General features: G+C 45.9%; 5 protein-coding genes. All 5 read left to right on the plus strand.

The window, feature by feature from the left end; translation table 11 throughout:
- Positions 1 to 37 precede the first annotated feature (37 nt).
- Entirely contained in the window at positions 38 to 4,468 is a 4,431-nt protein-coding gene (locus V2H45_RS10880; RefSeq protein ID WP_330483669.1) for a PAS domain S-box protein, read from the plus strand.
- A complete protein-coding gene (locus tag V2H45_RS10885) occupies positions 4,462 to 8,835 on the plus strand; it encodes a PAS domain S-box protein (RefSeq protein ID WP_330483670.1) in 4,374 nt (1,457 codons plus the stop codon). The genes V2H45_RS10880 and V2H45_RS10885 overlap by 7 nt, the downstream gene beginning before the upstream one ends.
- Positions 8,813 to 9,262, plus strand: coding sequence for a response regulator (locus tag V2H45_RS10890; protein ID WP_330483671.1), 450 nt, complete (start codon positions 8,813 to 8,815; stop codon positions 9,260 to 9,262). Before V2H45_RS10885 ends, V2H45_RS10890 begins: the two co-directional genes overlap by 23 nt.
- A gap of 75 nt (positions 9,263 to 9,337) precedes the next feature.
- Positions 9,338 to 11,335 (plus strand): response regulator, encoded by a 1,998-nt coding sequence (locus tag V2H45_RS10895; protein WP_330483672.1) that lies wholly within the window; start codon positions 9,338 to 9,340, stop codon positions 11,333 to 11,335.
- A 430-nt stretch (positions 11,336 to 11,765) separates the two neighbouring features.
- A complete protein-coding gene (locus tag V2H45_RS10900) occupies positions 11,766 to 13,766 on the plus strand; it encodes a PAS domain-containing protein (protein ID WP_330483673.1) in 2,001 nt (666 codons plus the stop codon).
- The last annotated feature ends 31 nt before the right edge of the window (positions 13,767 to 13,797 follow it).

Below are 13,797 nucleotides of genomic sequence, written 5' to 3' on the forward strand. Positions count from 1 at the left end.
GGTTATGCCGTAGTGAATGAGGGGGTCTACTTAGCTTATGTCATCTCTTAACCTTGCCCAGATCGATTTAGAACAGGCAATTGTTCGCAATCCTCTCACGATCGCAGCAAATGCGCGAGTTGCAGAAGCGATCGCCATGATGAGTGCAGGCGGGACAACTTGCGAGCTAAGTTGCGAAGTTGACTCCGAGCAATATCTGCTATTGACTACAGCGCAAAGCAGTTGCGTATTGGTGTTAGAGGATGGACAATTAGTTGGGCTCTTGGCAGAGCAAGACCTCGTTCGTTTTGGTTCGTTAGGTAAAAACCCTTCCGAGGTGACGATCGCTGAGGTTATGGCGCGATCGGTCATGGCTTTACCAGAATCAGAATTTACCGATATCTTTGTACCCCTCGGTCTATTTCAATTGCATCATCTCCGTCATTTACCCTTGGTGGACGATCTTGGGCAAGTAACAGGTCTCATTACCCAAGAGAGCCTACGCCAAGTCTTGCGTCCTGTCGATCTTTTGCACTTGCGAACAGCGGCGGATGTGATGGACAAAAAGGTAATTTATGCAGAGCCCACAGCATCTATTCTCGAACTTTCGCAACGCATGACTGAGCATCGAGTCAGTTCGGTGCTTTTGATTAAACGAGGAGATCGCGATCGCCTGCTTCCCATTGGCATTGTCACCGAACGCGATATCGTCCAATTTCTTGCCTTAGAACTTAACTTTGCCCAAATCCAAGCGCAGACCGTCATGAGTGCGCCCGTATTTTCCATTCGTCCAGACACTTCGCTTTGGACGACGCGAATGCTCATGCAAGAACGCCGAATCAACCGAATTGCCGTCACAGATGCTCAAGGCTATTTACTAGGAGTTGTCACCCAGAGCAATTTACTGAATGCACTCAACCCGATGGAAATTTATCGCGTCGTGCAGTCACTGGAGCGAAAAACGGCACTACTAGAGGCGGAAAAGCTACAGTTGCTACAAAGCCGCAATCAAGAATTAGAGCAGCAGGTGCGATCGCGTACGGCAAAACTACAGGCACAAGCAAAGCGGGAGCGATTAATTGTCCGTATTTCCGAACGGGTTCATAGTTCCCTCAATCTACAGGATATTCTAAATACAGCGGTTATTGAAGTTCGTTCGTTTTTACACTGCGATCGCATGATCGTATTTCAATTTGAGCCAGATTGGAGTGGCAATGTTGTTGCTGAGTCTGTCGGTGAAGGCTGGACAAAATCGCTCTCCAATCAAATCAAAGATACTTGCTTTCAATCTCAAGCCCAAGAACTATTCACGGCTAGTCGCAATCTTGCTGTGGGAAATATTTACGAGACCGACTACACGCCATGCCACCTAGAGTTGCTTGAGCAATATCAAGTTAAAGCAAATCTTGTAGTTCCCATTTTGGTGTCTGGCAAGTTATGGGGGCTATTCATCGGTCACCAATGTTCTGATTATCGCTCTTGGCTGTCTGAAGAACTGGCTTTGCTAAATGAGATTGCCTTACAACTGGCGATCGCCTTACAGCAAGCAACGGCCTATCAGCAGGCACAAGCCGAACTAGCGGAACGCCAAAAAGCCGAAGCAGCCCTACACAAACTTAATCTGGAACTAGAGCGTAGGGTTGAGGAACGCACTGCTGAGCTTTTGGAAAGCCAGCAACGCTATCAAGCGCTGATGAATGGAGCCAGCGATGCGATTTTGCTAGGAGATATAAAGGGAAATCTAATTGCAGCAAATCAAAAAGCTGAAGAAATGTTAGGTTACTCCAACGATGAATTGACACAATTGCACATGAGTCAAATTCATCCTCCCGAAGCCTTGGCAAATGCGCGCGCACATTTTTTAAACGTCGTGCAGAATGGTATGGGACCGATCTTCAGCAGCACCGCCTTACACAAAAATGGGAAAACAATTCCCGTGGAAATTACAGCTAGCCTAATCGAAGTGGGAGGCGAACAGATTGCACAGGGGATTTTTCGTGATGTGACCGATCGCAGACGCAATGAAATCGAGAATCAAGTATTGCGAGAGCGCTTGCAATTTGTGCTTTCGTCTAGTCCCGCAGCGATCTATGCTTGTTCCTCTGAAGGTAATTACGGTACTACTTTCATAAGTGAGAATGTTTTAGGCATTACTGGCTACTCTCCTGAAGAATTTTTACGGGATTCCAATTTTTGGACGACGCACATTCATCCAGAGGATGCGTCCAGAATTTTTGCGGGCTTAGCCAACCTGTTTGAGCAGGAACATCATATTCACGAATATCGGTTTTTGCATAAAGATGGTAGCTATCGGTGGATGCGGGATGAAATGCGATTGGTGCGCGACGATCGCGGTATGACCATAGAAATTGTCGGGTATTTTGCCGATATCAGCGATCGCAAAATGGTAGAGGTAGAACTTCAAAAAAGCCAACAATTGGTTCAGCAAATCGCAGATTCTTCGCCCAATATTCTCTATCTCTACGATGTCCAGGAGGAACGAAATGTTTATGCCAATCGCGAGATTGTGACTATTCTTGGTTATACAGCCAAAGAGATTCAGGCAATGGGAAACAAATTAAATCAATGTCTTATCCATCCTGATGACCTCGGTCTAATTCCAGCCTATTACGAACAGATCAATGCAGCGCCAGAAGGAGAAATTTTCGATAGCGAACATCGCTATCGACATGCCAATGGAGAATGGCGTTGGTTTTACAATCGCAACACCGTGTTTAGTCGAGACGATCGAGGGAGAGTCAAACTCATCATCGGCACAGCTCAGGATATCACCGATCGCAAACGTTTAGAACAAGAACAAAATCGATTGCTTTCGATCCTAGAGGCATCCACCGACTATATTGGCATTGTCGATGCCAAGGGCAAGGTCATTTGGAACAACACAGCCAAGAAAAAACTCTGTGGGTTAAAAAGTGATGCGGAAGTTCGCCAACGAAATCTCGCAGATTACCTCCCCCCAAGAATCGTGGATCTGGTTATGCAAGAGGGATTGCCCGCTGCGATCGCCACGGGAAGTTGGATGGGAGAAACTGTCTTATTAGACGCTGAGGGACAGGAAGTTCCAGTATCTCAACTGATCCTCGCCCATAAAGCCCCCAATGGCGAGGTCGAATTTTTCTCGTCGATGATGCGCGATATCCGCGCTCAAAAAGAATACGAGCAGAGACTCGAACGTTCTAATGCCGAACTCATCCGAGCTACCCGACTCAAAGATGAATTCCTCGCTAACATGAGCCACGAACTTCGTACCCCGCTCAATGCAATTTTGGGAATGTCTGAGATTTTGCTTGAAGAGGTGTTTGGAGCGCTCAACCATCGTCAAAAGCAAGCGATCGCGACGGTCGAGCAAAGTGGCAACCACTTGCTGGAATTAATTAACGACATTTTGGAAGTCTCAAAAATCGAAGCAGGTAAACTCGAACTTGATATCTCAATGGTTGAGGTTACACGCCTTTGCGAATCGAGTTTGGTCTTTATCAAACAACAGGCAAACCAGAAAAAAATTCAAGTTCAGACTAACTTAGCCACCGAACTAGGCGAAATATCTGTGGATGAACGACGCATGCGGCAGGTGTTGATCAACTTACTCAACAATGCCGTCAAATTTACGCCAGAGGGAGGACAGATCGCCTTAAATATCTATCTGGAAGAAACTCTAGAAACATCTCAAACAGACATTCTACCAAAAAGTAAGCCAATCGTTCCCTGTTTTATCTGTTTTTCGGTGAGCGATACAGGGATTGGGATTGCTGCTACCGATATAGACAAACTGTTTCAGCCCTTTGTTCAACTTGATAGTGGTCTCAGCCGTAAGTACGAGGGCACAGGTTTGGGGTTAACTTTGGTCAAGCAGATCGCCGAACTACATTCTGGCTCTGTCTCTGTCCAAAGCGAACTGGGTAAGGGCAGTTGTTTTACGGTGCGCCTTCCCCTCATGTGCAATCTTGTTGAACCCATTACGCCCCAACGCTCGATTTCAACTATGCTCCCCCAGGGAGAGGGAAGCAATTTATCTATTTCGTCTAATTCAATGGACAAGGTAGATGGCATCGTTGAGACAACAGTCAAGTTACCTCTGCTCCTGATTGCTGAAGACAATCAGGCGAATGTCGATATCCTCTCTGACTATCTAGAAAATTGCGGCTATCGTCTGATTTATGCGGTCGATGGGCTGGAAGCGATCGCGCTTACCAAAGCCCAACTTCCCGATCTAATTCTCATGGATATTCAAATGCCGAATATGGATGGCTTAGAAGCCACCCGACGCATCCGTGCCGATCGCAAAGTTTCTCACATTCCGATTGTGGCGCTCACAGCCCTAGCCATGTCAGGCGATCGCGAAGCCTGTTTAGAGGCGGGAGCCAATGAGTATTTAACCAAACCCGTCAGGTTGAAGCAACTCAACACCACGATTCGAGCCTTATTGGCGGCTAGATCTCAAGAAATCGATGGAGAATCGATATGCTGATGACTGATTCGCATTCCCAGCCTCAACACACAATCCCTTCGTCGATCTTGGCAGCCATTCCAGACTTAATGTTTTGGATCAATGCAGAGGGCATCTATCAGGGATATGTTTCGCCCGATCGCCATCACGATGTCCTCAATGCCGACATCAATCCCATTGGAAAATCGATGGCAGAGGTCTTGCCCCCAGAGCTAGCCCAACGCCATTTACAGTATGCAAAAATAGCCTTGACCACTGGCGAAACCCAGATCTACGAACAGCAAGTTCAGATCGGCGATCGCATCCAACATGAAGAAGTGCGGGTGGTTAAGAGTGAAGACGATCGGTGCTTGTTTGTAATTCGAGATGTCACCGCTCTCAAAACTAGCAGTCATAAGCGGACGGAGGCAAAGCTAGAAGAAATATCGCTCATGCAACAGGCGATTCTTGACAGTGCAAACTTTTCGGTGATCTCAACCAATATCGAGGGCATCATTCAATCCTTTAACGCGGGGGCAGAGAGCCTATTGGGTTACAGAGCCGATGAGGTTGTTGGTAAAGTTACCCCTGCGATTATTCACGATCTAGATGAGGTGATCGCGCGATCGCACAGTCTATCAGATGAGTTGCAACGCACGATCGAACCTGGGTTTGAGGTGTTTGTCGCCAAGGCAAAGCTAGGAGAGGTTAGCGAAGAAGAGTGGAGTTATCTTCGTAAGGATGGCTCTAGAATTCCCGTCTTGCTTTCGGTGACAGCCCTGCGTACCTCAAAAGGAGAAATATTGGGCTTTTTGGGAATTGCCAAGGATATTAGCGAGAGGGTGCGATTGGAAGCCGAACGCAAGCAGTTTGAGGTAACCTTAGCAGGGAACGAAGCCAAATTTCGGCGTTTGGTGGAAAGAGGGAACGATTTAATTTGGTCATCGGATTTGCAGGGCACTTTTACCTACCTCTCACCGCAATTTGAAACATTATTTGGCTGGAAAACTGAAGAATGGATTGGCAAATCGTCTATTCCTCTGACCCATCCAGACGATCGGGCTGCCCTTGGTGATAATATGCGACAGATTGTCACCAAGGGCGAAAAGGTTGCGGGACATGAGTTTCGTCATCTCCATCAAAATGGCAGCTATATTTGGGTGCAAACCAATGTGACGCCCGTTAAGAATGTTGAGGGTGCAACCGTCAGTATTCAGGGAGTACTGTGGGATATCAACGATCGCAAACTGGCAGAAGAAGCCCTACGCCAGAGCGAAGCCAGATTTCGCCGCTACTTTGAGCAGTCGCTAATTGGCATGGCAATCACCTCACCAGAACGGGGTTGGCTAGAGGTCAACGATCGCCTGTGTGAAATTTTTGGCTATCCGCGCGAAGAATTGACCCGCCTCACTTGGACTGAAATCACCCATCCCGATGACCTCGCTGCCGATATAGCTTGGTTTAATCGCGTTCTAGCTGGAGAAATTGAAGGCTATTCCATCGAAAAACGATTTATCCGTAAAGATGGATGCATCATCGATGCAGTCATTTCAGCGAAATGTCTGCGCTTGGCGGATGGAACCGTAGACTATTTTGTGGCATTGGTACAGGATGTCAGCGATCGCAAACGGGCGGAAGCAAGGCTGCAACAAACTACAGAAGAATTAGAACGGTTCTTTACCGTTACCTTAGATATGCTTTGTATTGCCGATCGAAATGGCTACTTTAGACGTCTCAACCCAACCTGGGAAAACGTCTTGGGATACTCTATCCAAGAGCTTGAAGGTCAACAACTCCTAAATTTTGTCCATCCAGACGATCTAGAATCAACCCTTGGGGCAATGGCAACCCTGAGCGACCAACAGCCCGTTCTTAACTTTGTAAATCGCTATCGTTGTAAAGATGGCAGCTATCGCCATATTGAATGGCGATCGTATGCATCCGAACAGTTAATTTATGTTGCTGCACGGGATATTACCGATCGCAAACAAGCAGAGGCAGCAATTAGAGAAAGTGAAGCCAGATTTCGCTATCTAGCAGACAATGCCCCCGTCTTAATTTGGATGGCTGGACTCGACAAGCTCTGTTTCCACTTTAACAAACCTTGGTTGGATTTTACTGGACGGACGATAGAGCAAGAGTTTGGGAATGGATGGGCAGAAGGCATTCATCCAGAGGATGTCCAGTTTTGCTTAGATACCTATGCCAATGTCTTTGATACGCAGCAAAGTTTCTCGATGGAATATCGCCTCAGACGTTTTGATGGGGAGTATCGCTGGTTTCTCAATACGGGAATACCGCGATTCGATCCTGACGGTGAATTTCTAGGCTATATTGGATCATGCATTGACATCAGCGATCGCAAACAGACAGAAAACCGACTCCGTAAGAGTGAGGCACACCTGGCAGAGGCACAGCATATTGCTAAAATTGGAAGTTGGGGATTTCTATTTAAAACTGGAGAAGTTACTTGGTCAGGGCAAATGTTTCGTATCTTTGGTCTCGATCCCCGCCAGCAAGAACCAAGCTATGAAGAATTACTACAACGAATACATCCAGACGATCGCGAGCGACATAACGATGTGGTGCGACTATGCCTTGAAACAGGAGAAACCACTGAAATTGAGTATCGCTTTTTCCGCCCTACTGGTGAGATGTGCTGGAATTGGGTGAAAAGCCAACCCGTTTTTTCCGCCAGTGGTCAAGTCACTGGGTTGATGGGGGTTGCCTTAGATATTACCGATCGCAAGCGCGTAGAACTAGAACTTCGTAACCTCTCCGATCGGCTCACCTTAGCCGTGAAGTCAGCAGCGATCGGGATCTGGGAGTGGGATGTCATTAACAATCAACTGATTTGGGACGATCAAATGTATGAGCTCTATGGTGTCGAGCGTTCGGACTTTTCTGGGGCTTATCAAGCATGGGCTAATGGGCTACATCCTGACGATGTTTTTAGGTCAGAAAATGCTATCCAGCAGGCACTGCAGGGCGAGAAGGAATTCGATCCCGAATTTCGAGTTGTGCGACCAGATAGTTCCATTCGAGATATTAAAGCCAATGCCTTTGTCTACCGTAATGACCATGGCGAACCACAGCGGATGATCGGCGTTAATTTTGATATTACCAATCGCAAGCAGACAGAAGCTGAATTAGAGCGACGAGTTATAGAACGGACGCTCGAGCTAAATGAGGCATACGAACAGGTACAAACCGAACTCGTCGAACGGCAAAAAGCCGAGGCCTCCCTGCGTGAGAGCGAACAAAGATTCGTATCCCTAGCCACTGCTGCACCAGTAGGAATTTTTCGCACGGATCCAGAAGGAAATTGCGTTTATGTCAACGAGCGTTGGTGTCAAATCGCTGGGCTAAGTCCGCAAGCAGCCTCTGGCATGGGATGGGCTAATAGCTTACATATAGAGGATCGAGAAATGATTTCGGCGGAGTGGTATCTGTCGGCTCAAGAGAACCGCCCTTTCCGCTTAGAATATCGATTTCAAAAAGATGATGGTACGGTAACTTGGGTGTTTGGGCAGTCTGTTGCAGAACATGATGCCCAGGGTCGCGTTACAGGTTATGTAGGCACGATTACAGATATTAGCGATCGCAAGCAGGCAGAAGATACCCTGCGAGAGGTAAACGAAACTCTAGAGCAACGCGTTCGCGAACGCACCCAAGCACTCGAGCAACTGACGGAAGCCTTGCAGCGATCGAATCAAGAGCTAGAACAATTTGCCTATGTCGCTTCCCACGATCTACAAGAACCCCTGCGAACGATTACCAGTTATACCCAGCTTCTGGCTCGCAAGTACCAAGGCAATCTGGATGAGAAAGCCGATCGATACATTTACTATGTGGTCGATAGTGCATCTCGCATGCAGCAATTGATCCGAGATCTGCTCTCCTATTCTCGTGTGGGTAGGCAGGAGTTAAAACGCGTTCAGATCGACTGTAATATTTTGATCGAAGAAACCCAGCGAAACCTACAAATGGCGATCGACGAAAGCCATTCCATTATCCATTATGACCCTTTACCTGTGATAACTGGCGATCGTACCCAACTCCTGCTATTATTCCAGAACCTGATTGGCAATGCGATCAAATATCATGACCTTGCTCCTCCTGAAATTGAGATCGCCGCCACTCAACAGGGCAGTCATTGGCGCTTTGCCATCAAAGACAATGGTATTGGTATAGAACCCCAATATGCCGAACGCATCTTTACCATTTTTCAGCGACTCCATACGCGTACTGAATATCCTGGTACTGGACTAGGATTGGCGATCGCAAAAAAGATTGTGGAGCGCCACGGTGGACAGATCTGGGTTGAATCACAATTCGGAAAAGGTTCTATTTTTTACTTTACACTACCCGTTCAACATGCAAACCATGACAACCCCTCGCAATCTTGAAATCGTTAAAATCCTCCTAGTTGAAGATTCTCCCAGCGATGCCGAATTGATGATCGAAACCTTTAGCGATTGTCGGGTTTTAAACCATTTGCACTGGGTACAGGATGGCGTAGAAGCGATCCAATTCCTGCGACGACAGGGAGCCTATAGCAACGCTGTTCGTCCCGATCTGATTTTGCTGGATTTGAATCTCCCCAAAAAGGATGGACGTGAAGTACTCGCCGAGATCAAATCCGACGAAGATTTAAAAATTATTCCCGTGGTTGTACTCACAACCTCGGAAGCAGAAGAGGACATTTTACGGAGCTACAACCTCCATGCCAACTGTTATATGACTAAACCAGTCGATCTCGATCAATTTATTGAAATGATTCGATTAATTGAAGGCTTTTGGCTAGCAGCAGTTAAATTGCCTAAACCTCAATGAAGCTTTTGGAATTTATCATTACAGCAAGTCTCTTACCCATATTGTAGTCATAATCTAGCAACCAAATCTAATCGTATGCCGCTCTCTAATGTCAGGATATTGGTCGTAGAAGACAACCCAGCCGATGCCGACTTGCTGGAAGAATTCCTGTCAGATTTTCAAAAATGGCAGATTACTTCAGTCGATCGCTTAGAATCTGCGATCGCCTTGGTAGGGCAGCAAACCTTTAATGTCGTTCTCTTAGATCTTTCTCTGCCTGATTCTCATGGCATAGAGACGGTAACGCGCCTCCACTCCGCGCAAACTTCTTTGCCGATCGTTGTCTTGACGGGGCTAGATGACGAAGAAATCGGACTCGAAGCCCTTCGGGAAGGAGCCCAAGATTACCTAGTCAAGGGTACATTTGACGATCGCTTGCTCAAACGGGTAATTAGCTACAGCATTGAGCGATCGCAGTTCCAACGAGTTTTGCAACAGACCAACGAACAGCTTGCAGCAATTAATCTCGAACTTGTAAACACCACAAGGCTCAAGGATGAATTTCTTGCCAACATGAGTCACGAGCTTCGCACCCCCCTGAATGCGATCTTAGGGATGTCTGAAGGTTTGCAAGAAGAGGTATTTGGGGAAATTAACGAACGGCAACAGAAATCGATCGCCTTGATCGAGCGTAGCGGCAGGCATTTACTGGAGCTGATTAACGACATTCTTGATATTTCAAAGATCGAGGCAGGTAAACTAGAACTCAATATTAGTTCTGTTTCAGTCCAGCAACTATGTGAAGCCAGTTTTGCCTTTGTAAAGCAGCAGGCAGCCAAGAAATCCATTCATTTGAATATGGATATCCAAGAGAACCTAGGAGAAATCTTATGCGACGATCGCCGCATGAAGCAAGTGCTACTCAACCTGCTCAATAATGCAGTTAAATTTACAATGGTAGGGGGATCTGTAACCTTGGTTGTAAAGCAAGTGGATGATAAAGCGCCATTCGGATCGAATGGCGATCGCGCTTCCAATTCTCTCAGTTTTTCTGTGATCGACACGGGGATTGGCATTTCCCCCGAAGATATGGGTAAGCTCTTTAAACCCTTTGTCCAAATTGATGGTAGCCTAAACCGCAAATATGCTGGTACGGGTCTGGGGCTAACCCTAGTCAAGCAAATTATCGAACTCCATAGCGGAACCATTGAGGTTCAAAGCCAGCCCGCTCGAGGTAGCTGCTTTACCGTAACTATTCCCCAAACCTGTACACTTGCCCCGATTTCACATCCCACTACCCCTAATGCTCCTCTTTCTCCAAGTAACCATTTGGTCTTGATTGTAGAAGATTCAACTTCTGCCTCCGATCAATTGGGTCGCTACCTGAGTGAGATGAATATGGAAGCCATCATCCATCCTAGAGGAGAAGGTACAATCGAAGCAGTATTGCGAATTCAGCCCGCTTTTATCATTCTAGATATTCTCTTGCCCAACCAATCAGGGTGGGAAACCTTAGCTCAGCTCAAAGCCCACCCTAACACCAAAGATATTTCAGTGGTGGTGATCTCAGTCTTAGATGAGCGATCGCAGGGTTTAAGCTTAGGTGCGGTGGAATATTTGGTTAAACCCATTACAAGGGAGCAACTTCGCACCACTGTGGAGAAATTGCGGCATCCACCATTGATGGCTCAAACGCCAGATGCAATTGTGAATATGGAAGCGGAGGATTGTCCTCTGATTTTGATTGCAGAAGATAACCAGGCAAACATTGATACCTTCTCTAGTTATCTTGAAAGTAGTGGCTATCGGATTATTTTGGCAGGAAATGGGCTGGAGGCAGTTAATCTGACTGTGCAGCAACACCCAAATTTGATCTTGATGGACATTCAGATGCCAGAAATGGATGGTCTAGAAGCAATTCGCCGGATTCGTGCTAATGGTCAAGTCGCCTCAACACCAATTGTTGCCCTCACAGCATTGGCGATGGATGGCGATCGCGAAGCATGTCTAGCGGCAGGTGCCAATGATTACCTGAGTAAGCCTATAAAGTTGAAACAATTGTTGGGCGTAATCCAACAATTGCTTAAAGCATAGTCCAGATCGGAGCGCGGTCTTTTCAAAAAATGATGCAACGCAACATTTTTTGAAAATGGTATTAGGTGAGAAATCTAGCCCAAATAATGATACCAATTTTATGAAAATGAAACAGATTGCGATTTGAATTCCGCGCTATGTGCGGTCTTTCAACAAGCTGCGAAACAGTTTGTTGAAAATGGGATGAGATTAAAATTTAGCATCAGGAAATATTAAAAAAAAGAAATTTTGTTTAATATTATGAGATAATACTATAATCAAAACGAGGAATTACTTAATTTGTTTGCAGTCTGAGATTTTAAGGGATGAAGTCAAATGAATTCCAAGAGAACTGTACTGATTCTAAATAACGAACTGAATCATTACTTCTGTGTGAATGGAATCATAAAAAACATTGAGGTGGTATGGAGATGCTACAGGGAGAAAAAATATGACTTCTCCTCCTGAGCGTGAGCTTCAAGATCTAATTCAGTTCCGTTTGGTTGAGAAGTTAACAGAATCAGAGAAGCGCTACCGAGAAATGGTAGAGAATCTCTATGAAGTCGTGTTTGAATCCGATGCGAATGGGAATCTCATATTTCTCAATTCAGCCTGGACAGAAAACCTAGGCTTTGAGCTGTCGCATTCTTTGGGGCTACCACTTAGCCGATTTCTGCATCCCGACGATCGCCATCTCCTGGCTTCCCTTGATATTTCGCCTCAAACTCAAGTCAAAGGATTGCCTTTGCGGCTTTGTAGCGCTGACGAGCAGATCGTTTGGTTTGAAATCTCAGCCCGTGGGAAAGTCGATCGCGGACTATCAGGTTCCTTTGTGAATATTAGCGATCGTAAGCAGGCAGAAGCCAGTCTGCATCAGCTTAATCTAGAACTAGAGTATAGGGTTGAGGAACGCACGATTGAACTTCTAGAAAGCCAGCAACGGTATCAAGCCCTGATGGATAGTGCCAGTGATGCGATTTTGCTAGCAGATATGCAAGGAAATCTGATCGAAGTAAATCAAAAAGCAGAGCAACTTTTGGGTTACACCCGCGACGAATTGACGCATATGCATCTAAGCCAGCTTTATCCGCCTGAAGCGCTAGAAGTAACTCGCACGCATTTTTTGGGCATGAGTCAGAATAGCATTGGATCTATTTTGAATAGTACTGCCCTGCGAAAGGATGGTAGTCGTGTTTCGGTCGAAATCACAGCAAGCCTAATTGAAATTGGGGGGGAACAACTCGCTCAGGGAATTCTGCGTGATGTAACTGCCCGTAAGCGCACCGAAATCGAAAATCAGGTATTACGAGAGCGACTGCAATTTGTGCTCTCTTCTAGTCCTGCAGTTATCTACACTTGCATGGCTTTTGGCGATTATGGAACTACTTTTATTAGTGATAATGTTTTAGAAACCACGGGCTACGAACCTAAAGATTTTTTGCTAGACTCGGGCTTCTGGGCACATCAAATTCATCCTGCGGATGCACCCAAAATTTTTTCGGACTTAGCCGAGTTGGCTGAAAAAAGACATCTCATCCACGAATATCGCTTTCTGCATAGGGATGGAAATTTTCGTTGGATGCGCGATGAAATGCGTTTAATCTGCGATCGCCAAGGAACACCCATCGAGATTGTGGGCTATTTTGCCGATATCAGCGATCGAAAATTAGTAGAACTTGAACTGAAAGAAGCCAACGAAAAACTATCCCATGCCACAAGACTTAAAGATGAATTCTTGGCAAATATGAGCCACGAGCTTCGTACACCCCTCAATGCAATTTTAGGAATGAGTGAATGTTTGCAGGAGGAAGTTTTTGGAGCGATTAATGCTCGACAAAAACAAGCCGTCTTAACAGTCGAACGCAGTGGCAGTCATCTTTTGGAATTGATTAATGACATTCTAGATGTATCAAAAATCGAATCGGGGAAATTTGTGCTTGAGGTCGATTCGGTCTCAATCAATCGTCTCTGTGAATCTAGTCTGGTCTTTGTTAGGCAGCAAGCTGTTAAGAAGAGTATTCAAATTAATACAGAAATCCAGCCAGATCTAGGGGAAATCATTGTTGACGAACGAAGAATTCGTCAGGTGTTAATCAATTTGCTAAATAATGCGATCAAATTTACACCCGACAATGGAATTGTGACGCTTAAAGTTAAAGTTGAAGCCCAGCGAAATCAAGCCCAGAAACTCGAAGCTTCTATTTCCTTCTCAATCATCGATACAGGTATCGGTATTGCCCCCAAAGACCTTGATAGACTATTTCAGCCCTTTGTGCAGATTGATAGCAGTCTAAATCGTCAATATGAAGGTACGGGTCTGGGTTTAACCGTAGTGAAGCAAATCACCGAACTCCATGGTGGTTCTGTTACCGTAACCAGTGAGATTGGGCGGGGAAGCTGCTTTACAGTTCGCTTACCTAATACTTCAAAATTTGGTAATTGCTCAACTTAGAGGAAATAATGCTTCGAGGGGGTTCAAAGCC

This window comes from Tumidithrix elongata BACA0141 (genome assembly GCF_036349135.1).
Lineage (GTDB): Bacteria > Cyanobacteriota > Cyanobacteriia > Pseudanabaenales > Pseudanabaenaceae > Tumidithrix > Tumidithrix elongata.

Bases quoted from the DNA above. Each gene is read 5' to 3' on its own strand.
- V2H45_RS10900 (WP_330483673.1), top strand. From the start codon at position 11,766: ATGACTTCTCCTCCTGAGCGTGAGCTTCAAGATCTAATTCAGTTCCGT.
- V2H45_RS10895 (WP_330483672.1), top strand. From the start codon at position 9,338: ATGCCGCTCTCTAATGTCAGGATATTGGTCGTAGAAGACAACCCAGCC.
- V2H45_RS10880 (WP_330483669.1), top strand. From the start codon at position 38: ATGTCATCTCTTAACCTTGCCCAGATCGATTTAGAACAGGCAATTGTT.
- V2H45_RS10885 (WP_330483670.1), top strand. From the start codon at position 4,462: ATGCTGATGACTGATTCGCATTCCCAGCCTCAACACACAATCCCTTCG.
- V2H45_RS10890 (WP_330483671.1), top strand. From the start codon at position 8,813: ATGACAACCCCTCGCAATCTTGAAATCGTTAAAATCCTCCTAGTTGAA.